The following is a 22,438-nucleotide window of genomic DNA, read 5'->3' on the forward strand; positions in this document are numbered from 1 at the left end:
GTGCAACGGGGGAGAGTCCGCAGGAGGCCGTTATTTGCCCGGACATGTCCTGGCAAAACGGGCGTGATGTGGAGTCGATCACACGTCGGTAACCGGCCTGGCGGGCGCTCGAATTGACCGCGCCGCCCTTATGGAATCTTTGCGTTTAGCCTCGCTGAAACGGGGCAGGAGAACGCGGGAAGTCACCCCCTATATAACACCCGTGGGTATCCGGGTATCAACACGAATTCCCCATTCAAGTGAAGTCGACGTCATATGATCCCGCGCGGGCCGGCCCCACCGGCGCCGCCCGCCGCGCCGCGCGCCGTGCCGCCCTCCGCCGCGCCACCTGATGAGTCGTTCCGGTCCTCTCGCCCGTACCTGTGTTTCGACGCCGCGCGCACGCCGGAAGACAAGTAGATGCCGGGAAGAAGAGCCGGCCGGGAAGCGGTTGACGACCACAGTGATCATCAACGGTGATGGGTGGGGGTCAGGAGTGGAGCTGCGACAGCTGGAGTGCTTCGTGGCGGTCGCCGAGGAGCTCGGCTTCGGCCGGGCCGCCGAGCGGCTGCACATCGCCCGGGCGGCGGTGAGCCGGCAACTCGCCCTGCTGGAGACGGAATTGGGCCTGCGGCTCTTCGACCGCTCCCCCCGGCACCTGCGCCTCACGGCCGCGGGCGAGCGACTGCTGCCCGAGGCCCGCGCCGCGCTCGCCGCCGCCGCCCGGCTCCGGGACACCGCGGCGGGCATCACCGCCGGGACCGAAGGACTCGTCCGGCTCGGCACCTCCAGGTCCTTCGCCGACCGTGTCTACCGCGCCCTCGACACGCTGGCCGCCCGCCGCCCCGGACTGCGCGTCCGGCTGGAGCGGGCGCCCCAGGACGCCCGCCTCGCGGCCGTGCGCTCCGGAACCTTCGACGCCGCCCTCGTACGCGGCGTGCGGCACGCCGAAGGGGTGGTCCTGCACCCGCTGTGGACGGACGCGCTGGTCGCCGCCCTGCCGGCGGCCCACGCGGCGGTGCTCGGCCTCGCCGGCGACGAGCCGCCCAGCCTCGACCGGCTGGCCCGGCTGCCCCTGCGGCTCCCCCCGCGCGCCGCCGACCCCGACTTCCACGACCTGGTGACCGCCGCGCTCCCCGACCGGACTCCCGGCCCGTCGTTCACCACCCTCCGGGACGCGCTCACCGAGCTGGCCGCCCACCCGGACCCGTCCTGGACGGTGTTCCACCCGGCAGGACCGCTCCCACCGACCGGCCGGATCACGTTCCGGGCCCTGCCCGGCCTCACCGTCCCGGTCCTTCTCGCCGTCCCGGCCGGGCGCCCGCCCACCCCGGCGGTACAGGCGCTGCTCGACGCGCTGGCCGCCACCGGGGCCGCCCCGCACGGCCCCGCCGCCCCGGCGCCCGCGCTCCCACCGGCGTCCGCGACGACGCCCGCGCCCGTACCGGCCGCCGCGTGCGTGGGCCCATATCCCGGAGCGGTCACGCCCACCCCGGGCTGACCGGTCACGCCCCCCGGCCGGTCGCGCCCCCCGTGGCGGTCACGCCCAGGCTTCGGTGACCGCCCGGCGCGCGCCCGCCACGTCCACCGCCGCGCCGGTCAGCCGGCCGAGGGCCGTACCGAGCGCCGCCACCGAGGACTCCACGACCTCCCGGTCCGCGTCCGTGCCGTAGTGGTTCACCCGCACCATCTCCTTGGCCAGCGCCCCGCCGCCCGCCGCCAGGGGCAGCGAGGGGTCCGCGGCCAGGGCGGCGGCCACCAGCCCGGAGGCGTCCACCCCGGCGGGCGTCCGCAGCGTCGTGGCCACCGGGGCGGCGTCCTTCGCGTCGTACACGTACGGCTCCAGCCCGCCCCCGAGCGCGAGCACCCCCGCGCGGGTGGCCGCCGCGGCCGACGCGTGACGGGCCATCAGCACGTCCAGGCCCTCCGCCTCGATGCGCTCCAGGCACGCCTCCAGCGCCAGCATCTCCAGCTGGGCCGGGGCGTGCGGCAGCGCCTTGCGACCACCGTCGATCCAGCGCTCCTTCCAGTCCAGCAGGGAGAGGTACGAGCGGCGCGGCGCCGCCGGGTTGGCCGCGAACCGCTCCCACGCGCGCGTGCTGACCGACACGGCCGACACACCCGCCGGGCCGCCCATCGCCTTCTGCGCGCCGATGACGCACAGGTCCACGCCCCAGGCGTCCGGCCGCACCGGCTCGGCGCCGATCGACGCCACCGCGTCCAGGTGGAACAGCGCGCCGTGCGCCCGGACCACCTCGCCGATCTCCGCGACCGGGTTGGTGTTGCCGGTCGCGGCCTCCGCGTGCACCAGCGACACGAAGTCGATCTCCGGGTTCCGCTCCAGCGCCCCGGCGATCTCCCCGGCGGTCACCGCCGTGTGGAACGGCACCTCCAGGTCCACCACGGTGGTGCCGCAGTCGCGCAGCCAGTCGCCGAAGGTCTGCCCGTACGGACCGGTCACCACGTTCAGCGCCGTCGAGCCGGGCCGCGCGCCGCTGCGGATGCACCCCTCCAGCGGCAGCAGCGCCTCGCCCTGGGCGATCACCACGTCCTGCTCGGTGTCCAGCAGCGCGGCCACCCGCCGCTCGATGGCCGCGAAGCGGTCGGCGGTCAGCGGAGGCAGGTCGAGGAGGGGGTGCGTCACGGGGGGAGCTCTCTTCCGGTGCGTTCACGTACGGACTGCTCCGCCGAGCGTACTTGCGCCCTCGTAGAGTGCTGCACATGAGCGTGGTGCTGCATGTGACGGGGCGGGTGCTGGCGGGCCCCGAGGACGTACGGGACGAACTGTGGGTGGTCGACGGGCGGGTCACCTACGACCGGCCGGCGCACGCCGGGGACGTCAGGACGGTACGCGGCTGGGCGCTGCCCGGCCTGGTCGACGCGCACTGCCACGTGGGCCTCGACGCCCACGGCGCCGTGGACGAGGCCACCAGCGAGAAGCAGGCCCTCACCGACCGGGACGCGGGCACCCTGCTGATCCGGGACGCCGGGTCCCCGGCGGACACCCGCTGGATCGACGACCGCGACGACCTGCCGAAGATCATCCGGGCCGGCCGGCACATCGCCCGCACCCGCCGCTACATCCGCAACTACGCCCATGAGATCGAGCCCGCCGACCTCGTCGCGTACGTCGGCCGGGAGGCGCGGCGGGGTGACGGCTGGGTCAAGCTGGTCGGCGACTGGCTGGACCGCGAGAAGGGCGACCTGGGCGCCTGCTGGCCGCGCGCCGAGGCCGAGGCGGCGATCGCCGAGGCGCACCGGCTGGGCGCGCGCGTCACCGCCCACTGCTTCGCCGAGGAGTCGCTGCGGGACCTCGTCGAGGCCGGGATCGACTGCGTCGAGCACGCCACGGGCCTGACCGAGGACACCATCCCGCTGTTCGCCGAGCGCGGCGTCGCCATCGTGCCGACGCTCGTCAACATCGCCACGTTCCCGAGGCTGGCGGACGGGGGAGAGGCCAAGTTCCCCCGCTGGGCCGGCCACATGCGGCGGCTGCACGAGCGCCGGTACGACACCGTGCGCGCCGCGTACGACGCGGGCGTCCCGGTCTTCGTCGGCACCGACGCGGGCGGCTCCCTGGCGCACGGTCTGGTGGCCTCCGAGGTCGCCGAGCTGGTCAAGGCCGGGATCCCGCCGCTGGAGGCGCTGTCGGCGACGTCCTGGGGGGCCAGGGCCTGGCTGGGACGGCCCGCCCTGGAGGAGGGCGCCCCGGCCGACCTGGTGGTCTACGACGAGGATCCGCGCGCGGACGTCCGCGTCCTCGCCGCACCCCGGCGGGTGGTCCTCGCCGGCCGCGTCGTCGGATGACGGGCGCGCCGGCCCCGACCGCCGCCCGGCCCCCGCACCGGCCGTCCGCCGCTCACCGGGTGAGCACCGGTCACCGGCCGCTCAGCGGGTGAGGAACAGCAGGCGGGCGCGCTTCTCGGCGATGTGGACCTCGGGCAGCACGACCTCTGGCAGCACCACCTCGGGGCCCGCCTCGAAGCCGCTGCGTTCCAGCAGGGCGATCGCCTTGCCGTTCGCGGCGTCCGGCTCGGCGACGATCCGCTCGTGGCCCTCCAGCGCGTACGAGACGAGCGCCGACACCAGGTGCGTCGAGAAGCCGCGCTCGGGCGCGTTCGTGGGCGCGATCAGCAGGTGGACACCGATGTCGCCCGGGCGGACGTCGTAGCACTCGCCGACCCGGTCGGCTTCCGGCTCGTACGTCTGGAAGAGCGCGACCGGCACGTCGTCGCGGTACACCAGGAACGCGTGGTGCGTGGTGAGCGAGTCGAGATGGGCGTAGACCTCGCGCACGTCCTCGACGGTCGTCTCCCGCATGCCCCAGAACCGGGCGCGCTCCTCGCCGACCCAGCCGTGCAGCAGTTCCGCGTCGCGCCCCGGGTCGACGCGGGCGAGACGGACCGTCCCGAAGCCGTCGACGGCCTGCTCGTACACGTACTCAGTCGTGGTCATGGTGTTCCTCGTGCTCCTCGGTGAGCTGGTTCCAGTCGGTGACGACGGGGGCCAGATCGCCCCGTAGCCACAGGGGAAGCTGGTCGCGTCGGTGCGGGTCGCCGGGGACGCCCGAGGCGCCGAAGGGCACCACCCACAGGCTGTCCTCGCGCCGCGCCAGGTCCCAGACGTAGCGGGCGGCCGGGCCGCGGGCGGCGAGGTCCGTGACCCCCGGGACGCTGGAGGCCGACAGCACGCAGTCGTGGTCGCCGTCCAGACCCGGCCACGCGTCGGCGGGGTCGGGGAGCGCGGCCCAGGGCGCGAGGCGGTGCGTGGCGCCCCAGGGCTCAGCCGGAGGGGCCGCGGCGACCTCCTCCACGGCGGCGTGGACCGCGGCCGACCGGTCGGCCTCCGGCACCGGACCGCCCGTGAGGAGCGTCTCCAGGGCGTACGCCACGCGCGGGACCAGCGCCAGCCACGGCTGGAACAGCGCCGGGTACGCGGGCGGTTCGGCCAGCACGGCGAGCGCGGGGTGCGCGGCCAGGCGGCGTACGACCGCGCCGCGTACGGCCGCGAAGACGGCCGCGTCCATGCTGTCGGCCGTCATACGGCGGTTCCAGCACAGCAGGCGGTCGCGCAGCTCGCGGGCCTTCGGGCTGAGGTCGGCCAGGCCGGCCACGAGGGTCAGCAGGGGCCGTGCCGAGGCCAGATGGGTGTCCGTGTGGACGGCCGCCATGCCGGGGCCGGTCCAGTCCTCGCGTCCGTCCAGCAGGTGGGCGATGCGCCGGGCCCGGTGCGGTGGGGCGAACTCCACGCCCAGGGGGCTCGCGATCCCGCGCGCGTTCGCCATCACGGCCACGCCGTCGACCGGTTCGCGGGGCATCGGCTCGTGGGGCATCGGCTCGTGGGCGCCGTGCCACTCGTGGCCCGGCTCCCAGGCGGGGACGACCCGCAGCCGGTTGTCGTGGCGGCGCAGCGGGACGTGGCCGGCGACCCGGTGGAGGGTACCGCCCGCGGTGTCGGCGGCCTGGACGACGTTGACCGGCTCCACCCAGGGGTCGAAGGCCCGGTCGACGTCCTCGACGGTGCGGGCGGCGAGCAGCGCGGGCAGGGTGGCGAAGCCCAGCCGGTGCGTGACCCGGGGCGGGTACCGCAGGCTGATCACGTCGTCCGGACCGTCGATGACCACCGGTCCGCGCGCGGTCTCGACGACCTCGACGGTGACCGGCTCGGCACCCTTCACCTCGATGGTCTCGGTGTGCGCGCGGGCGGACGCCCAGCCCTCCGGGCCCAGCGCCTCGATCCCGCCGTCCCCGGTGCGCCGCAGCCGCTCCCGGTAGAGGTCCTGGTAGTCGGCCATGGCGTTGGTGATGGCCCAGGCGACGGTGCCGGTGTGGCCGAAGTGGGCCAGGCCGGGTACGCCGGGGACGGCGAGCCCGACGACGTCGTACTCGGGGCAGGCCAGCCGGATCTGCTGGTACACGCCGGGGGACTCGATGAACCGGTGCGGATCGCCCGCGATGAGCGCGGCCCCGGTCGCGGTGCGGTCACCGGTCACCAGCCAGCCGTTGCTTCCGGCGGTGCCGGGGGCGTCCGTGGCGAACAGTTCGGCGTACTCCTCGCCGAGCCGGCGGGCGACGTGGTCGCGCCACAGCTTGGTGGGGAAGCCGGCGAAGAGGATGTGCGTCGAGAGCCAGACGGCGAGCGGGGTCCACGGCTCCCACCGCCCGGGGGCCAGCCCGGTGGCGGCGAACTCGGGGGAGCGGCGGGCGCCCGCCGCGAGCCCGGCGTTGACCCCGTCCACGTAGGCGCGCACCCAGGCACGGGTGGGCTCGTCGAGCGCGTCGAAGCAGCGGCGGGCGGTGTCGGCCAGCCGGGCGCGCCGGGCGAAGACGTCCCAGTCGAGGGCCTCGGGGCCGAGGAAGGCGGCGGTCGTGCCCTGGGCGCGGTGCCGCTCGACCTCCAGCTGCCAGGCCCGGTCCAGGGCGGTGGTGCGGCCCTGGGCGTGGCTGAGTTCGTGCGTGTCGGCGGCGCGGAGATGCGGGATGCCCCAGGTGTCCCGGTAGACCTCGATGCTCACTCTTGTCCCGATCTCTTTAGGTTAGGCTGGCCTAACTTAAAGCACGGTCGGACGAGAAGCAATCCCGGGTCGCGTTGACGCCCCGTGACGATCCCCTGGTCCGGGCCGTTAGTCCTTTCCGGCGTTCGGCGTGCCGGGTGGGGATATGGCGAACCCTTGTGCCGAAAGATTCGAAAATGAGAACGGAAACCGCCCTTTGGGGTGAACTCACGTCAGGTTGACGCCCCTTCACTCTCCGTGCGTAAAGATTCCGGTGTCCCGCGTCGCGCCGCTCATGCGTTCCCCATGAGCCGGGTCCGCGACGCCCTGTCTTTCTGTGGGGGTTCCACCACCGTGAACAGCACCACCCTGCGCCCGCCCGTCCGCCGCCGCACCCTCGCCGCCGTCGCCGCCGCGGCGCTCACCGCCGGCCCGGCGCTCCTCGCCGCGCCCGCCGCGCACGCCACCGGCGACAAGGGGCGGGCGACCGCCGTCGTCCTGCGCACCGATCTGGACGTGGCCCTGCTCGACAAGACCGTGCACGTCCCGCTGGCCGCCACGCTCAACGAGGTCCAGGCGCCCGCGAGCGCCCGCAGGACCGCCCTCACCGTCACCCTCGACGGGGTCGAACAGGGCAGGCCGGTCAGCGTTCTCAAGGCCGACGTCGCCACCGCCGAAGCGACCGCCGACGAGCGCCGCTCGGAGGGGCGCACCGAACTCGCCCACGCGAAGCTGCACGTCCCCGGCCTGCCCCTGCTGTCGCTGATCGAGGTCGAGAAGGTCACCTCCCGCGCGCTCTGCGAGGCGGGCGCCCGGCCGGTCGCCGAGGCGAACCTGCTCGGCGCCGTCACCGTCCTCGGCAAGCGCGTCACGCTCACGACCGGCGGGACGACCAGGGCCGAGGTCCCCGGGGTCGGCGAGGTGACGCTCGACCTGTCGAAGACCCGCACCACCTCCCGTACCGCCGCCGCCACCGCCCTGGCCCTCAGGGTGTCGGTGAACCCGCTGAAGGCGAACGTCGCCGACGTCACCGGCACGGTCACGCTTGCCGAGGCCACCTGCGAGACCCCCAAGGCGCCCGCGAAGCCCACCGGGAACGAGCCCGCCGACGTACGGCCCCAGACGGCCGGCGGCCCGTCGGAGGCCGACCTCGCCGAGACCGGCGGCAGTTCGCTCACGCCCTACCTGGCGGGCGGCTCCCTCGCCCTCCTCGCCGCCGGAGCGGGTGCCCTGGCCCTCAACCGCCGCGCCCGCGCCGCCCGCGCACGCGACTGACGGGACGGTGCACGGCGCTCCCCGCGGGCGCGCCGTGCACCGCCCGGTGATTCTTGCGGTGGCGACGACAGGCGCACAGACTGGAAAAGAAAGGGAAGCTCGCCCTCACACGAGAAGGGGGCTCCCATGGAAAAGCGGTTGCAAATTCACCTTTCCGAGGAGGGAAGCGACCCCGAGCGGATCGACCGGATGACCGGAAATCTCCGCCGGGAACTCCTCCGGCTCGACGTCGACAACGTGGAAACGCTCCCCGCTGAGGAAATCCCGGCCGGAGCGCGGGCCTTCGGGCCGGTGGAGGTCGGCGCGCTGCTGGTGACCCTCGGGCAGTCCGCCACCGCCGTGCGCCAGGTCGCCGGGCTCCTGCACGGCTGGTGGTCCCGGTTCCAGGAAGCGCGCCCGTCCATGCGGCTGACGATGGACGGCGACGTGCTCGAACTCTCCGAGGCGTCCCCCGACCAAGTCGCCGAAGCCTTCGAGACGTTCATCACCAAGCACTCCACCGTCGGGGCATGACCAGGGGCACCGCCATGAACCACTCCCGTCACGCCCTGATCGTCGCCAACGACGACTACCAGGAAGGCGGCCTGCAAAAGCTCTCCTCACCCGCGGCGGACGCCGAGGCCCTCGCCGAGGTGCTGGGGGACCCGCGTATCGGGGGATTCGACGTCCACGTGGTGCGCAACCGGCCGTCGTACGAGATCCGCGTGCGCATCGAGGACTTCTTCTCGGACCGCAGGCGCGATGACATGCTGCTCCTGCATTTCTCCTGCCACGGGCTCAAAAGCGAATCCGGCGAGCTGTACTTCGCGGCCCCCGACACGCGGCCGAAAAGGCTCAAGGCCACCGGGATCGCCGCCGAATTCGTGCAGACGTGCATGGCCGACACCCTGGCCCGCACCACCGTGCTGTTCCTGGACTGCTGCTACGGCGGCGCCTTCTCCCCGGGCACGGTCGCCCGCGCGGCCGGTGACGCCCACGTCCTCGAGAACTTCGCCGGGGAGAAGCTCGGCGGTGGCGGACGCGGATGGGCGGTCATCACCGCCTCCAACGCCATGCAGTACGCCTTCGAGGGCGCCCGGCTCGCCGACGGGGGGAGCACCAAGCCGTCCGTGTTCACCAGCGCGGTGGTGTCCGGCCTCTCCACCGGGGAGGCGGACAAGGACGAGGACGGCATGGTGGCCCTGAGGGAGCTGTACGACTACGTCTGCGAGCGGGTGCGCCGGGACAACCGGAACCAGACGCCGAGCTGCAAGTCCGATCTCCAGGGCGACCTGTACCTCGCCCGCAGCGAACGGCGGCGGATCGTCCCGGCCCCCCTCCCGCCACGGCTGCGGGCCGCCCTCGCCGGCGAGGAGGACCTCACCAGGCTGGGAGCCGTCACCGATCTCCGCACGCGCCTGGAACACCCCGACCCGGCCCTCGCCGCGGGCGCGTACGAGGCGCTCAAGGGGGTCGCCCGCGACGACATCCAGACCGTCGCCCAGGAGGCGGGCCGTGCCCTCGGCACCATCCGGATCACCCCCGACCCGGCCGCCCTGCGCTTCGGCCCGGTGGACCGGCACGCGGTGCCGCCGCGGCAGCACGTGCGCCTGCTCGGCCCACCGCTCGCCCGCCACTGCACGCCCCGCACCGAGTGCGACTGGCTGCACGTCACCCCGTCCGGGGACGGCTTCGACATCACCGTGGACACGGCGGCGCCGGGGCGGTGGAGCGGCGACCTGCTCCTCAAGGGGTTCGTGGGCGAAGCGGTGGTCCAGGTGGAGGCGGAGGTACGGGAGAGCAGGACGGTGCCGGTCGACACACCGCCCTCGCGACCCCGGCCGCCGGAGTCCCGGCCGCCGCACCCTCCGCGGCCCCCACGACCCCCGCGGACACCACAGCCCCCGCCCGCGACGGCCGAACCCCCGCCCGCGACGGCCGAACCCCCGCAGCCCGCGCCCCCGCCCGCGACGGCCGCGCCCCCGCCCGCGACGGCCGAACCCCCGCAGCCCCGGCCTCCTCAGCCGCCGCCCGCGCCCCCGGTGCCCGAGCCTTTGCGGCCCCCGACCGGTGAGCCGCTCCGGTCCGGTGCCCGGCCCGCGGCGCCGGCCCCGCGGACCGGCCCCCTGGCGTACCGCGCCCCCGCACTGGCCGTCGCCGCCCTGGCGTCGGCGATCGCCGCCCTCGCCCTCGGAATCAAGGCGGCCGCCGAGGCGGTCCGGCTCGTACAGGCGGGGCAGACCTGGGTCCTCATCCAGAGCCACTTCGCGCGCGAGTCCACCCGCGACCTGGTGATCTGCCTGGTCCTGACGCTGCTCTCGCTGATCCTCGCCGGCCTCGCCCAGCACGCCCTCCGAGCCTCGCCCGCCCTCTACAGCAGGCAGCGGGCCGCCGCCACCAGCCTCCTCGACTGGTCAGCGAAGGCCCTCGCCCTCCCGGTGTTCGTCCTCGCGCTGCTGGGCCTCATCGCCATCGTGATCGCCGCCAACATCACCTGACGCCCCAGCCCGCTCAGCGTCCCTCCGCGTGCCCCGCCATCACCAGCGCCTGGTCCAGGGCCTGGAGGAACCGGTTCGTCGTCGCCCGGTCCCGGACCGCGAGCCGCAGCCACTGCGGCCCGAGCCCCGGGAAGGTGTCGCCGCGCCGCGCCGCGAACCCCAGCGACCGCAGCCGCTCCCGCACCACGTCCGCGCCCTCCATGCGGACCAGCACGAAGGGGCCCTCCGCCGCCGCCACCGTCCGTACCTCCTCGAACTCCGCGAGTCCCGCCAGCAGGTGGGCCCGCTCCACCGCGATCCGGTGCGCCGCGTGCTCCGCCTCCGCCAGCGCCGCCCGCGACATGCAGGCCTCCGCGGCCGCCAGGGCCGGCGACGACACCGGCCACAGCGGCTGCGCCCGCTCCAGCGCCGCCACCGTCTCCGGCCCGGCCAGCACGTACCCGATCCGCAGCCCGGCCAGGCCCCACGTCTTGGTGAGGCTGCGCAGCACCACCAGACCGGGCAGGTCCGTCCGTCCCGCCAGCGCCTCCCGCTCCCCGGGCACCGCGTCCATGAACGCCTCGTCCACCACCAGGGTCCGCCCGGGGCGGGCCAGCCGCGCCAGCAGGGCCGCCGGGTGCAGCACCGACGTCGGGTTCGTCGGGTTGCCGACCATCACCAGATCGGCGTCCTCCGGAACCGCCTCCGGGTCCAGCCGGAACCCGTCCTCCTCGCGCAGCAGCACGCGCCGCACCTCGTGCCCCGCGTCCCGCAGCGCCGACTCGGGCTCCGTGAACTGCGGGTGCACCACCACCGGGCGCCGTACCGGCAGCGCCCGCGCCAGCAGCACGAACGCCTCCGCCGCCCCCGCCGTCAGCAGCACCCGCTCGGTGGGCAGGTCGTGCCGCGCCGCCACGGCGGCCCGCGCCGCCCGCCCGTCCGGGTAGGCCGCGAGCCCGGTCAGCGAGGCCGCGATCCGTTCCCGCAGCCAGGCGGGCGGGGTGTGGGCGCGGACGTTGACCGCGAGATCGGTCAGTTTCTCGTCCCGGACCTCCGCGTCACCGTGGTGCCGCAGATCGTGAGTGTCGGTGTGCGTATACATGGCCGCCAGCGTGTGGGTGAAGTGGGGGGTGGGGGACGGGAGACGTGGGGTCTCCCGGAAGCGCTCCATGAACAGGGTCTAACACTCCGGTGTCTCCCCACCGGTGTACCCGTGACCCACATTCAACAATCGCCTGCGGGCCACCGCGCACGTCACCCGCTCCCTCGCCGACGTCCGCTTGGGCACGAGCAGTTCGCCACCGCCCGCCAGCGCCGCCGCCTCCGCCACCGACGGCGTCCCGACGGCCGCCAGCACCGCGTCCGACGGATGCGGTACGTCGACCAGCGCCAACTCACGGGCGGGGTAGGCCCGCACGGGCACGCCCAGATGGGCCGCCGCCTCGGCGATCCCCGCCTCGCCCGCCTTGGAGTCCACCGTCGCCAGCTCCGCCACGGCGGACAGGGGCAGCCCCGCCTCCCGCAGCGCCATCTCGACGAGCCCCAGCACCGAACGCGCGGACACCCCCCGCCCGGCGCCCACACCGACCACCACCGTCATCGCGCGCAGTGCTCCACGAACCGCCGCGCCACCTCCGGCACGCCCGCCCAGTGCGTGTGCACGTAACTCGCGTGCACACCGCCCTGCACGAAGCCCTCCACCCGCCCCCGGGCTCTCGACTCCGCTCCAGCGGGGGGCACCCCCACGTCCGGCTGCCGCAGCCCCCACGCGGGCGCCCCGCCCGCGCCCGGTTCGATCACCGTGCGGTGGAACTCGTGCCCCCGCATCCGCGCCCCCGCCGCAGCCAGCGGACTGGCGCTCACGGCCACCGCGTCCCGGTAGCCCAGCGTCAGCCGCTGCGACATACGGGCGTCCGCGTCCAGGACACCGCACATCGGCTGCCCGTCCAGCGACCGCGCCAGGTACAGCAGCCCGGCGCACTCGGCGGCGACCGGCGCCCCCGACGCCGCCAGCTCCGCGACCGCCTTCCGCAGCCGGGCGTTGGCCGACAGCTCGGCCCCGTACACCTCCGGGAAGCCCCCGCCGATCACCAGCCCGCGGGTCCCCTCCGGCAACTCCTCGTCCCGCAGCGGGTCGAACGCCACCACCTCCGCGCCCGCCGCCGTCAGCAGCTCCGCGTGCTCGGCGTACGAGAAGGTGAACGCGGCGCCCCCGGCGACCGCCACCACCGGCCGCCCGGCGACCGGCACCAGGGCCGGTTCCCAGGGCGCGTCCGGCAACGGCGGCGCCGAGCGCGCCAACGCCAGCAGCGCGTCCAGGTCGCATCCGGCCCGCACCTGCTCCGCCTGCGCCGCCACCGCCTCCACGGCCGCCGCCTGCCGCTCGGCGACCGGCACCAGGCCCAGGTGCCGGGACGGCGTCGCCACCGCCGGCGCCCGCCGCAGCACGCCCAGCACGGGCACGCCCGACTCGCCCAGCGCCTCCCGCAGCAGGTGCTCGTGCCGGTCGGTGGCCACCTTGTTGAGGATCACCCCGCCGATCCGCACCTCCGGGTCCCACGAGGCGAACCCGTGGACCAGCGCGGCCACCGACCGGGACTGCGACGAGGCGTCCACCACCAGCACCACGGGCGCCTTCAGCAGCTTGGACACCTGCGCCGTGGACGCCAGCTCGCCCTGGTCGGCGGCACCGTCGTACAGCCCCATCACGCCCTCGACGACCGCCAGGTCGCAGCCGCGCGAGCCGTGCGCGAAGAGCGGCGCGACCAGACCCGTACCGCACATGTAGGAGTCGAGGTTGCGGCCCGGGCGGCCGGTGGCGAGCGCGTGGTAGCCCGGGTCGATGTAGTCGGGCCCCACCTTGTGCGGGGACACCGCGAGACCACGGCCGGCGAACGCGGCCATCAGGCCGGTCGCCACCGTGGTCTTGCCCGCGCCCGACGACGGCGCGGCGATGACGAGACGTGCTACCACTCGATGCCCCGCTGGCCCTTCTGCCCCGCGTCCATCGGGTGCTTGACCTTCGACATGTCGGTGACCAGGTCGGCGAACTCGCACAGCTCGGCCGGCGCGTTCCGGCCGGTGATCACCACGTGCTGCCTGCCGGGCCGGTTCCGCAGCACCTCGACGACCTCGGCGGTGTCGATCCACCCCCAGTGCAGCAGGTACGCGAACTCGTCGAGGACGTAGAACGTGTACCGCTCCTCGGCGAGGTCGCGCTTGACCTGCTCCCACCCCTCGCGGGCCTTGTCCTCGTGCGACTGCTCGCCCTCGGCGACCTCGCGCTGGATCCAGGACCAGCCCTCACCCATCTTGTGCCAGGTGACGGTCCCGCCCTTGCCGGTCTCGCCGAGCGCCTTGAGGGCGTTCTCCTCGCCGACCTTCCACTTGGCGGACTTGACGAACTGGAACACCCCGATCGGCCAGCCCTGGTTCCAGGCGCGCAGCGCCATCCCGAAGGCGGCGGTCGACTTCCCCTTGCCCACGCCCGTGTGCACCATCACCAGCGCGCGGTTGCGGCGCTGACGGGTGGTGAGTCCGTCGTCCGGTACGACGGTCGGCTGTCCCTGCGGCATCAAGCGGCCCTTCCGGTAGTTGCTCTGACATCCCTGACGAGACCCGCGATGGCGTCCGCCCGCAGTTCGTCCAGTGTGACGGCGGTGCCGCCGAGGCGGCCGGCCAGTTCGGCGGCCATTCCCAGCCGTACCGGCCCGGTCTCGCAGTCCACGACCACCGACGCGGTGCCCTCCGCCGCGTGCAGCCCGGCCGCGCGCGCGGCCAGCGGCACGGGCTCCGGCCCGCCGGTCGCCCGGCCGTCCGTGACGACCACCAGCAGGGGGCGGCGCGCCGGATCGCGCAGCCGCTCCACCCGCAGCACGTCGTGCGCCTTCAGCAGCCCGGCCGCCAGCGGGGTGCGCCCCCCGGTCGGCAGCTGCTCCAGGCGGGCGGCGGCGGCGTCGACGGACGACGTGGGGGGCAGCGCCAGGTCGGCCGACGAGCCCCGGAAGGTCACCAGCCCCACCTTGTCGCGCCGCTGGTAGGCGTCCAGCAGCAGGGACAGCACGGCACCCTTCACCGCGCCCATCCGCTGCCGGGCCGCCATCGACCCGGACGCGTCCACCACGAAGAGCACCAGGTTCCCCTCCCGCCCCTCGCGCGTCGCCTGCCGCAGGTCGTCCCGCCGTACCACCAGCCCCGGCCCCGACCGGCCGCGCGCCCTCTGGTGCGGGGCCGCCGCCTGAACGGTCGCCGCCAGGTGCAGCTTGGTCAGCGTTCCGCGCGGCCGGCGCGCCCCGGTCGTCCTGCCGTGCTCGGTACGCGCCCGGGAGCGCCGCCCCGCCGCGCCCTCGCCCAGGCCCGGCACGCTCAGCACCTTCGTGCGGAACGGCTCGGCGGCCCGGACGGGGGCCTGCTCGGCGCCCCCGCCGCGCGCGGGCGCCGGGGCGGGTGCCTCGCCGGGCGCGTCCCCGGGTGCCTCGCCGGGCGCGTCCCCGGGCGCGGCGGCACCATCCGGCTCCCCGCCCTGCGGGGGCACGCCGCCACCTCCGCCGGGGCCGCCACCGGGGCCGTCCGGGCCGGGGTCGGGGTCGTCGTCCCCGCCCCCGAACTCCTCCAGCGTCTCGTCCAGCTTGTCCTCGTCGAGCCCCGGCGCGTCGAAGGGGTTGCGCCTGCGCCGGTGCGGCAGCGCGAGCAGCGCCGCCTGCCGTACGTCGTCCGAGGTCACGTCCGTACGCCCGGCCCACGCGGCCAGCGCCGTCGCCGTCCGCGCCATCACGATGTCGGCGCGCATGCCGTCCACCTCGAAGGCCGCGCACGTCGCCGCGATCTGCCGCAGCGCCGCGTCCCCCAGCGTCACCGAGGGCAGCAGCGTCCGCGCGGCCACGATCCGCTCCCGCAGCACGGCCTCCTCGCCGGCCCAGCGCGCCGCGAAGGCGGCCGGGTTGTCGTCGTACGCCAGGCGCCGCCGCACCACCTCGACCCGCTGTCCGGGCTCCCGCGAGGCGGCGACCTCCACGGTCAGCCCGAACCGGTCCAGCAGCTGCGGCCGCAGCTCGCCCTCCTCCGGGTTCATCGTCCCGACCAGCAGGAACCGCGCGGCGTGGCGTACGGAGACGCCCTCCCGCTCCACGTACGAGGCGCCCATGGCGGCAGCGTCCAGCAGCAGGTCCACCAGGTGGTCGTGGAGAAGGTTCACCTCGTCGACGTACAGCACGCCCCGGTGGGCGTCCGCCAGCAGTCCCGGCTCGAACGCCTTGACGCCGTCCGCGAGCGCCCGCTCGATGTCGAGGGCGCCCACGAGCCGGTCCTCGGACGCGCCGACGGGCAGCTCCACCATGCGGGCCGGCCGGTGCACGGCCCCGGCGCCGGTGTGCGGGCCGTCCGGGCAGCCGGGGTCCGGGGAGCCGGGCGCGCAGGAGAAGCGGCAGCCCGCGACGACGTCGACGTCCGGCATCAGGGCGGCCAGGGCGCGGACGGCGGTCGACTTGGCGGTGCCCTTCTCACCGCGTACCAGGACACCGCCGACGGCCGGGGACACCGCGTTCAGCAGCAGCCCGAGCCGCAGGTCCTCCTGCCCGACGATCGCGGTGAAGGGGTAGTGGGGTGCGTTGCTCATGAAGGTGCTCCGGGTGCGATGAAGGGAAGTCCGGTGGGCGGGCCCTGCTCGATGAGCTTCCAGAGGGCGTCCGTGTCCGCGTGTTCCTCGATCAGGTCGCCGAGCCGGTCCAGCTGCTCCTCGCGCAGCGCCCCGAACGACGTGTCGGGCGCCGGGACGAACCGTCTGCCGGCCGCCCGCGCCACCTCGGTGAGGAACGCCCGGCGGAAGCCGTCGCTCTCCAGCGAGCCGTGCCAGTGGGTGCCCCACACGGCCCCGACGCGGCAGCCGTCCAGGAACGGTTCCCCGCCCCTTACGTCCGCGACGCCGTGGTGGATCTCGTACCCCTCGACCCGCTCGCCGAGGGCCTCGCCCACCGGCCGCGCGAGGGTCTTGGCGGGCGCGAACCGCACCCGTACCGGCAGCAGGCCGAGGCCCGCCACCTCACCGGCCCGGGACTCGACCTCGTCGTCGATGTGCTCGCCCAGCGCCTGGAAACCGCCGCAGACGCCCAGCACCGGGCGGCCCTCGGCGGCCCGCCGGACGATCGCGTCCGCGAGGCCCCGCTCGCGCAGCCACGCCAGCGCCCTCACCGTCCCCCGGGTGCCGGGCACCACGACCAGGTCCGCGTCGGCGAGCTCCTCGGGACGGTCCACGAACCGGACGACCACGCCCGGCTCGGCGGCCAGCGCGTCGACGTCGGTGAAGTTCGACATCAGCGGTACGGCGCAGACGGCGACCCGCAGCACGTCCTCGCCGACCGGCGGCGCCACGACCGACTCGCGGACGGCCCCGCGCAGGGACACCCTGAGCCCGTCCTCCTCGTCGATGCCGAGGCCGTGCGCGTACGGCAGGACACCGAACGTCCGGCGCCCCGTCAGGTCCAGCAGCATGTCCAGGCCCGGCTCCAGCAGGGTCACATCGCCCCGGAACTTGTTCACCAGGTAGCCCGCGACCAGCTCCTGGTCCTCGGGCGCCAGCAGCGCCGTCGTCCCGAAGAACTGCGCGAACACCCCGCCCCGGTCGATGTCGCCGACCACGACCACCGGGAAACGCGCGGCCCTCGCGATGCCCATGTTGACGATGTCGTTGCGCCGCAGGTTGATCTCGGCCGGGCTGCCGGCGCCCTCGCAGATGACCGCGTCGTACGTGCTCCGCAGCTCCTGAAGGCACTCCACGACCGTGCCGAGCAGGGCCTGCTGCCGGCCGCCGTGGTAGCCGCGCGCGCTCAGCTCGCCGACCGGCTTGCCCATCAGCACGACCTGGCTGGAGCGGTCGCTGCCCGGCTTGAGCAGCACCGGGTTCATCAGCGCCGTCGGCTCGACGCGTGCCGCCTGCGCCTGCATGGCCTGGGCGCGCCCGATCTCCGCGCCCTCACGGGTGACGAACGAGTTGAGGGACATGTTCTGCCCCTTGAACGGCGCGACCTTCACGCCCTGCCGCACCAGCCAGCGGCAGATGCCTGCCGTGACGACGCTCTTGCCCGCGTCGGACGTGGTGCCCGCGACGAGCAGCCCCCCACCCTTGCTCATGTACGCCTCCGCTCGATCGCCCCGTACGCCAGCCGCCCGCCCACGCACACCGCGAGGGCCAGCGCGCTCACCCGGCGCGACAACCGCACCGCCCGTTCGATGTCCGGCACCTCCACGGCCCGGCCCGCCCCGTTGAGCACGGGCCGGTGCTCGACGCGGCCACCGTACGAGAGCGTCCCGCCCAGCCGTACGCCCAGCGCGCCCGCGAAGGACGCCTCGACCGGACCCGCGTTCGGGCTCGGGTGCTTCGCCGCGTCCGCCCGCCAGGCCCGTACCGCACCGCGCGGGTCGCCGCCCGCGACCGCCGCGAGGGCGGCCGTCAGGCGGGCGCCGGGCCAGCCGGCCACGTCGTCCAGGCGGGCCGAGGCCCACCCGAAGCGGCGGAACCTCGGCGACTTGTGCCCGACCATCGCGTCCAGGGTGTTCACCGCCCGGAAGGCCACCAGCCCCGGTACGCCGCCGACCGCGCCCCACACGAGGGCGCCGACCACGGCGTCGGAGGTGTTCTCGGCGACCGACTCGACGACCGCGCGGGCGATGCCGGGCCCGTCCAGGGCCTGCGGGTCGCGCCCGCACAGGTGCGGCAGCCGCTCCCGCGCGACGTCCAGGTCGCCCGCGGCCAGCGCGCCGCCGACGGCGCGGGCCTCGCGGCCCAGCGACGTGCCGCCGACGACGGCCCAGACGGAGACGGCGGTCAGTGCCACGGGGAGGAGGCCCCGGTTCCGTACCGCCCCGGTGACGAGCGCGGCAGCCCCGGCCGCGCCCCCGGCGCACACCACGGCGTGCAGCGCGCCCCAGGCGCGGTCGTCGCGCCACAACAGGCCCTCGACCGCGCCGGCGGCGCGCCCGAACGCGGCGACGGGATGCCCGCGGCGGGGGTCGGCGAGGAGCAGATCGGCGGCCAGCCCTGCGGCGGCGCCGTACGCGAAAGCATGGTCGCTGCGCATCGGGTCAGTCCGCCGATACGCCTCGCCGGGCATGGGGACGGAGATGTCTGTAGGGGTGGCCGCGCATGGGCGATGTCCTCACTCAGGGTCCGCGCCCTGGCTCGACGTGTCCGGCGACGAGAGTTCCTGACTCATCCGGCCCTCCTGTTCGGTGGGCCGGACTCACAGTGGCGGGACCGCGCCGGATTCGCACCGGCTTCCTCTCCTGCCGCCGTAATGGCCCCGGCAGTCCACCACGCCCCGCGAACGCCCGTCAACTCGCCGTTGACCTGCGACGGGAGGTGTGCCGAGGCACACACCGGCGCGTGGGCACGTACGACGGCGCCCCCGGAACGACGAACCGTTCCGGGGGCGCCGAGAGCCGGTCCCGATCAGGTGACGATCAGGAAGATCCCGTAGGCCACGGCCGCCGCGCACAGCGCGAAGGCCGCGTACGCGCCGGTGCGGGCCACGACGGCCGAGCCGCCGTTCGCCGCCGCCTGCTCCTGGCGGGAGAGGCCGACGATGCCGAGGGTGAAGAGGCCCACCAGTGCGACGGTGGCCAGGAGGCTGACCCCGAAGACGGAGCCGAGAGCTGCCCAGTCGATCTTCATGCTGTTCTGTCCTTACACCGTGGCGGCGGGAGCCGGAGTGGTGGTCTCGCCGGCCGGAGCCGGGATGGTGGCCTTGAGGTCGTCCGAGGCGTGGGCCGTGACGGCGCCGGCCGGCGGCGGGGTGACGGCCGCGATGGCGGTGGTCACGACGCCGGCGGGCTCGCCCTCGCCCTCGGTGTCCACGTCGTTGACATTGGTGTGGTCGACGACCTGGCGGCGGGAGATCAGCCAGATCGCGGCGCAGGAGGCGACCAGGAAGACCGCGACGACGGCGACGCCCCAGTCACCCTGCTGGGTGACGAACTCCGAGGCGGCGGCGACCAGGCCGGCGGCCGGCAGGGTCAGGCCCCAGGCGACGAACATGCGGGTGGCCGTGGACCAGCGGACCACGCCGCCCTTGCGGCCCAGGCCCGCGCCCATCACGGCGCCGGAGCAGGAGTGCGTCGTCGAGAGCGAGAAGCCCAGGTTGGAGGAGGCCAGGATGACGGCCGCCGCGCTGGTCTGGGCGGCGAAGCCCTGCTGCGGCTGGAGGTCGGTGAGGCCCTTGCCCATGGTGCGGATGATGCGCCAGCCGCCCAGGTAGGTGCCGAGCGCGATGGCCGTACCGGCGGAGACGATCACCCAGACCGGCGGGTTCGAGCCGGGGACGAGGACGCCTCCGGCGACCAGGGCCAGGGTGATGATGCCCATCGTCTTCTGGGCGTCGTTGGTGCCGTGGGCGAGGGAGACCAGTCCGGCCGAGGCGATCTGGCCGGCGCGGTAGCCCTTGCGGCCGGTCTTGTCGTCGATCTTCGAGCCGGCCTTGTACGTCAGGCGCGCGGCGAGCATCGCGGCGACGCCGGCGACGACGGGTGCGGCGACGGCCGGGATGAGGACCTTGGTGACGACGACGCCGCCGTTGACGCCGCCGATGCCGACCGAGGCGATGGTGGCGCCGACGAGGCCGCCCATCAGGGCGTGCGAGGAGCTGGACGGCAGACCGACCAGCCAGGTCAGCAGGTTCCACAGGATCGCGCCGACGAGGGCCGCGAAGATCACTTCGGGTTTGATGCCGTCCTCGTTGATGAGGCCGCTGGAGATCGTCTTGGCGACCTCGACGGAGAGGAAGGCACCGACCAGGTTGAGCACGGCGGACATGGCCACCGCCGTCTTGGGCTTCATCGCGCCGGTCGAGATGGTGGTCGCCATCGCGTTGGCGGTGTCATGGAAACCGTTCGTGAAATCGAACACTAGAGCTGTCACGACCACAATGGCGAGCAGCAGCGTGATGTGTTCCATTTACCCAGGCAATCGTTCGACGTCAGTGGCATGGTGAACGTAGGCAACCTGAGTGAACGGAAGGTGAACTGGGTCGGGCGTCATGGTGACCCCCACCGATGCCGACCGGTTCCGCTTCCGGTCGCCGGGTGGGCCCCGGGGGCCGTGGGCCCGGCGATCCGGGCGTTTCGGGCCTTCGGTGAAGGTTCTCCGGCCGGCGCCCCGCCCGGCGGAAGAGATCCTGGTCACCCCGCCGCCCCGCCGGTCATCTCCCGGCCACGGGCCCGCCGCGCCCCTGCCGGTCCGCCGCGCCGCGGACACGCGCGCCGGACGGCCCCGCCGGTCTTCCCCCGGCCACGGGCCCGCCCGGATGCCCGGGACCGCCGGGACGGTGCTCCCGGCTGCTGACAGGATCGGGCGCATGACACAGGACGCGATCGAGCAGGCGTGGGACGCGGTGGTCGGCACCGCCCGCAGGACAGTCACGGACGGACTGGTCGTCGGCACCTCAGGAAACGTTTCCGCACGGGTGGGCGACCTCGTCCTCGTCACGCCCAGCGGCGTGCCCTACGACCGCCTCACCCCCGCCGACCTCGTGGCCGTCGACCTCGACGGCACCCGGATACGGGGCCGGCTCGCCCCCACCAGCGAGCTGCCCATGCACTTGGAGATCTACCGCCGCACCACGGCCCGCGCCGTGGTCCACACCCACGCCGTGCACGCCACCGCCGTCTCGGCCCTCGTCACCGAGCTCCCCCTGATCCACTACATGGCCGCGGCCCTCGGCGGCCCGGTGCGCGTCGCCCCGTACGCCCTGTACGGCACCGAGGAGCTGGCCGCGCACGTGCTGCGCGCCCTCGACGGCCGCACCGGCTGCCTGCTGCGCAACCACGGCACCGTCACCTACGGCGACGATCTGGACCAGGCGTACGACCGCACGGCCCAACTGGAGTGGATGTGCCGCGTGTGGCTCACCGCGAGCTCCGTGCCCGGCCTGGCCCCCAGCCTGCTGTCGGCCGCCGAACTGGACGAGGTCGCGGAGAAGTTCCGCGGCTACGGCCGGCCCCGCTGACCGGGCGGCCCCGCCCCCCGCGCCGGGCGCCGCGCCCACCGCCGCGTCCGGCGCCACGCCGGGGAACGCCGCCCACTGGCATCCGCCCCCACCGGTGCCGACACTGGAACGATGCGCCCGGCTACAGCGACGGCAGCGGCCGTCACCACCCTGATCGGCGCCGGCGCGGCCACGGTCGCGGCCGGCCGGTACGCCAGCAGCGCCGCGCTCAAGGTGCCGCCCGGCCGGCCCCTGCCCGGCGAGCCCCGGCTCACCGTGCACGCCACCGCGGCGGGCCAGGTCGCCCTGACACGGTGCCTCGCCTCCCGGCGCCCCGGCACCTACGGCCTGTCGGGCCCCGGTGTCCACGCCGTCGTCGGCCCCGTCCTGGACGACGTGCCGCACAGCGCCGACACCGTCGTACGCCGCCTCGAACGCGTCGTCGTCGGCCGGCTGGAGGTCGGCGGCCACGTCGGGCTCACCCCGCAGCTCCACACCGGCACCCCCTCCGACGCCCTGGGCCTCGCCCACGAGGACGTGGAGATGCCGGGCGAACTCGGCCCCCTGCCCGCCTGGTTCGTTCCCGCGGCCCGGTCCACCTGGGTCATCGCCGTCCACGGCCTCGGCACCACCCGCGAGCACCCCATGAACCTCATGGGCTTCCTGAACCGGATGCGCCTCCCCGTCCTCGCCCTCGCCTACCGCGGCGACCCCGGAGCGCCCCGCCCCGCCGGCGGCCTCGGCCACCTCGGCGACTCCGAGTGGCGCGACCTCGACGCCGCGATCCGCCACGCCGTGCGGCACGGCGCCGAACGGGTCGTCCTCCTCGGCTGGTCCACCGGCGCCTCCATGGCCCTGCACGCCGCCGCCGGCTGCGGCCTGCGCGACCGGATCAGCGGCCTCGTCCTCGACTCCCCGGTCCTGGACTGGGAGGCCACGCTGCGGGCCCTGGCCACCGCCCGCCGCGTCCCCGCCCCGTTGCTCCCGCTGGCCGTCCGCGCCGCCCAGGGCAGCACCGGCGTGCACGGCGACCGGCTCGCCGAAGCGGCCGACCCGGACGGCCTCCGCGTGCCGACCCTGGTCTTCCACGGCCCCGACGACCACCTCGCCCCCTGGCGGACCTCCCGCGAGCTCGCCTCCCGCCGCGCCGACCTGGTCACCCTCCACACCGTCCGCGACGCCTCCCACGCCGCCATGTGGAACGCCGACCCGCACCGCTACGAGGAGGCGCTGCGCCGCTTCCTCACCTCCCTGATCTGACC

Annotated in this window: 19 protein-coding genes and 1 riboswitch; of the genes, 7 read left to right on the top strand and 12 right to left on the bottom strand. The window is 75.1% G+C overall.

Features of this window, described 5'->3' with window-relative positions:
- Window positions 1-475: 475 nt before the first annotated feature.
- Window positions 476-1,480 carry a LysR family transcriptional regulator gene (locus IE109_RS02560; RefSeq protein WP_189548736.1) on the top strand — a complete coding sequence of 335 codons (1,005 nt, stop codon included), beginning with the start codon at window positions 476-478 and terminating at the stop codon, window positions 1,478-1,480.
- A 39-nt stretch (window positions 1,481-1,519) separates the two neighbouring features.
- Here the strand turns inward: IE109_RS02560 and IE109_RS02565 are convergent, their stop codons facing one another.
- Window positions 1,520-2,623 (bottom strand): pyridoxal-phosphate-dependent aminotransferase family protein, encoded by a 1,104-nt coding sequence (locus tag IE109_RS02565; protein ID WP_189548737.1) that lies wholly within the window; start codon window positions 2,621-2,623, stop codon window positions 1,520-1,522.
- A 77-nt stretch (window positions 2,624-2,700) separates the two neighbouring features.
- On the opposite strand from IE109_RS02565, the gene IE109_RS02570 reads away from it, so the two are divergent.
- Window positions 2,701-3,786 (top strand): amidohydrolase family protein, encoded by a 1,086-nt coding sequence (locus IE109_RS02570; protein WP_189548738.1) that lies wholly within the window; start codon window positions 2,701-2,703, stop codon window positions 3,784-3,786.
- Between the two features lie 81 nt (window positions 3,787-3,867).
- On the opposite strand, the gene IE109_RS02575 is transcribed toward IE109_RS02570, so the two are convergent.
- Together IE109_RS02575 and IE109_RS02580 are read right to left on the bottom strand one after the other, a co-directional pair.
- Complete coding sequence (locus IE109_RS02575) at window positions 3,868-4,434, bottom strand: GNAT family N-acetyltransferase (protein WP_189548739.1); 567 nt, start codon at window positions 4,432-4,434, stop codon at window positions 3,868-3,870.
- The gene (locus IE109_RS02580; RefSeq protein WP_189548740.1) at window positions 4,421-6,493 is read right to left on the bottom strand and encodes a penicillin acylase family protein; all 2,073 of its coding nucleotides are present in this window, start codon (window positions 6,491-6,493) and stop codon (window positions 4,421-4,423) included. Before IE109_RS02580 ends, IE109_RS02575 begins: the two co-directional genes overlap by 14 nt.
- A 333-nt stretch (window positions 6,494-6,826) precedes the next feature.
- Between IE109_RS02580 and IE109_RS02585 the strand changes: the two genes are divergently transcribed.
- The 3 genes from IE109_RS02585 (at window position 6,827) to IE109_RS02595 (ending at window position 10,224) form a co-directional block, all read left to right on the top strand.
- Complete coding sequence (locus IE109_RS02585; protein ID WP_189548741.1) at window positions 6,827-7,747, top strand: SCO1860 family LAETG-anchored protein; 921 nt, start codon at window positions 6,827-6,829, stop codon at window positions 7,745-7,747.
- A gap of 126 nt (window positions 7,748-7,873) precedes the next feature.
- Window positions 7,874-8,260 carry a hypothetical protein gene (locus tag IE109_RS02590; RefSeq protein WP_189548742.1) on the top strand — a complete coding sequence of 129 codons (387 nt, stop codon included), beginning with the start codon at window positions 7,874-7,876 and terminating at the stop codon, window positions 8,258-8,260.
- Window positions 8,257-10,224: a caspase family protein gene (locus tag IE109_RS02595; RefSeq protein ID WP_189548743.1), complete on the top strand. Its 1,968-nt coding sequence runs from the start codon at window positions 8,257-8,259 to the stop codon at window positions 10,222-10,224. Before IE109_RS02590 ends, IE109_RS02595 begins: the two co-directional genes overlap by 4 nt.
- Before the next feature lie 13 nt (window positions 10,225-10,237).
- Here IE109_RS02595 and cobC read toward each other — a convergent pair whose 3' ends face one another.
- The 9 genes from cobC to IE109_RS02635 form a co-directional block, all read right to left on the bottom strand.
- Window positions 10,238-11,305, bottom strand: coding sequence for an Rv2231c family histidinol phosphate aminotransferase CobC (gene cobC, locus IE109_RS02600; RefSeq protein ID WP_229890462.1), 1,068 nt, complete (start codon window positions 11,303-11,305; stop codon window positions 10,238-10,240).
- 78 nt (window positions 11,306-11,383) lie between these two features.
- Entirely contained in the window at window positions 11,384-11,803 is a 420-nt protein-coding gene (locus tag IE109_RS32945) for a cobalamin biosynthesis protein (protein ID WP_373297610.1), read from the bottom strand.
- Window positions 11,800-13,176, bottom strand: coding sequence for a cobyrinic acid a,c-diamide synthase CobB (locus IE109_RS02605; protein ID WP_189548744.1), 1,377 nt, complete (start codon window positions 13,174-13,176; stop codon window positions 11,800-11,802). Before IE109_RS02605 ends, IE109_RS32945 begins: the two co-directional genes overlap by 4 nt.
- On the bottom strand, window positions 13,170-13,778 hold the full coding sequence (gene cobO / locus IE109_RS02610; RefSeq protein WP_189548745.1) for a cob(I)yrinic acid a,c-diamide adenosyltransferase: 609 nt from the start codon (window positions 13,776-13,778) through the stop codon (window positions 13,170-13,172). Before cobO ends, IE109_RS02605 begins: the two co-directional genes overlap by 7 nt.
- Entirely contained in the window at window positions 13,778-15,817 is a 2,040-nt protein-coding gene (locus tag IE109_RS02615) for a putative cobaltochelatase (RefSeq protein ID WP_189548746.1), read from the bottom strand. The genes cobO and IE109_RS02615 overlap by 1 nt, the downstream gene beginning before the upstream one ends.
- Window positions 15,814-17,328, bottom strand: coding sequence for a cobyric acid synthase (locus tag IE109_RS02620; protein WP_189548747.1), 1,515 nt, complete (start codon window positions 17,326-17,328; stop codon window positions 15,814-15,816). The genes IE109_RS02615 and IE109_RS02620 overlap by 4 nt, the downstream gene beginning before the upstream one ends.
- Window positions 17,325-18,275 (bottom strand): cobalamin biosynthesis protein, encoded by a 951-nt coding sequence (locus tag IE109_RS02625; protein ID WP_189548748.1) that lies wholly within the window; start codon window positions 18,273-18,275, stop codon window positions 17,325-17,327. Before IE109_RS02625 ends, IE109_RS02620 begins: the two co-directional genes overlap by 4 nt.
- Before the next feature lie 120 nt (window positions 18,276-18,395).
- Window positions 18,396-18,478: riboswitch (cobalamin riboswitch) on the bottom strand.
- A 168-nt stretch (window positions 18,479-18,646) separates the two neighbouring features.
- Window positions 18,647-18,868, bottom strand: coding sequence for a hypothetical protein (locus IE109_RS02630; RefSeq protein ID WP_189548750.1), 222 nt, complete (start codon window positions 18,866-18,868; stop codon window positions 18,647-18,649).
- 12 nt (window positions 18,869-18,880) lie between these two features.
- The gene (locus IE109_RS02635; protein ID WP_189548753.1) at window positions 18,881-20,146 is read right to left on the bottom strand and encodes an inorganic phosphate transporter; all 1,266 of its coding nucleotides are present in this window, start codon (window positions 20,144-20,146) and stop codon (window positions 18,881-18,883) included.
- 400 nt (window positions 20,147-20,546) lie between these two features.
- Between IE109_RS02635 and IE109_RS02640 the strand changes: the two genes are divergently transcribed.
- Complete coding sequence (locus tag IE109_RS02640) at window positions 20,547-21,197, top strand: class II aldolase/adducin family protein (RefSeq protein ID WP_189548755.1); 651 nt, start codon at window positions 20,547-20,549, stop codon at window positions 21,195-21,197.
- A gap of 111 nt (window positions 21,198-21,308) precedes the next feature.
- Window positions 21,309-22,436 (top strand): alpha/beta hydrolase, encoded by a 1,128-nt coding sequence (locus IE109_RS02645; protein ID WP_189548756.1) that lies wholly within the window; start codon window positions 21,309-21,311, stop codon window positions 22,434-22,436.
- Window positions 22,437-22,438 lie beyond the last annotated feature (2 nt).

This window comes from Streptomyces lavendofoliae (assembly GCF_014649735.1).
GTDB lineage: Bacteria > Actinomycetota > Actinomycetes > Streptomycetales > Streptomycetaceae > Streptomyces > Streptomyces lavendofoliae.

Bases quoted from the DNA above. Each gene is read 5' to 3' on its own strand.
- IE109_RS02630 (WP_189548750.1), bottom strand. From the start codon at position 18,868: ATGAAGATCGACTGGGCAGCTCTCGGCTCCGTCTTCGGGGTCAGCCTC.
- IE109_RS02625 (WP_189548748.1), bottom strand. From the start codon at position 18,275: ATGCGCAGCGACCATGCTTTCGCGTACGGCGCCGCCGCAGGGCTGGCC.
- IE109_RS02615 (WP_189548746.1), bottom strand. From the start codon at position 15,817: ATGAGCAACGCACCCCACTACCCCTTCACCGCGATCGTCGGGCAGGAG.
- cobO (WP_189548745.1), bottom strand. From the start codon at position 13,778: ATGCCGCAGGGACAGCCGACCGTCGTACCGGACGACGGACTCACCACC.
- IE109_RS32945 (WP_373297610.1), bottom strand. From the start codon at position 11,803: ATGACGGTGGTGGTCGGTGTGGGCGCCGGGCGGGGGGTGTCCGCGCGT.
- IE109_RS02590 (WP_189548742.1), top strand. From the start codon at position 7,874: ATGGAAAAGCGGTTGCAAATTCACCTTTCCGAGGAGGGAAGCGACCCC.
- IE109_RS02595 (WP_189548743.1), top strand. From the start codon at position 8,257: ATGACCAGGGGCACCGCCATGAACCACTCCCGTCACGCCCTGATCGTC.
- IE109_RS02645 (WP_189548756.1), top strand. From the start codon at position 21,309: ATGCGCCCGGCTACAGCGACGGCAGCGGCCGTCACCACCCTGATCGGC.
- cobC (WP_229890462.1), bottom strand. From the start codon at position 11,305: ATGTATACGCACACCGACACTCACGATCTGCGGCACCACGGTGACGCG.
- IE109_RS02640 (WP_189548755.1), top strand. From the start codon at position 20,547: ATGACACAGGACGCGATCGAGCAGGCGTGGGACGCGGTGGTCGGCACC.
- IE109_RS02620 (WP_189548747.1), bottom strand. From the start codon at position 17,328: ATGAGCAAGGGTGGGGGGCTGCTCGTCGCGGGCACCACGTCCGACGCG.
- IE109_RS02635 (WP_189548753.1), bottom strand. From the start codon at position 20,146: ATGGAACACATCACGCTGCTGCTCGCCATTGTGGTCGTGACAGCTCTA.
- IE109_RS02570 (WP_189548738.1), top strand. From the start codon at position 2,701: ATGAGCGTGGTGCTGCATGTGACGGGGCGGGTGCTGGCGGGCCCCGAG.
- IE109_RS02575 (WP_189548739.1), bottom strand. From the start codon at position 4,434: ATGACCACGACTGAGTACGTGTACGAGCAGGCCGTCGACGGCTTCGGG.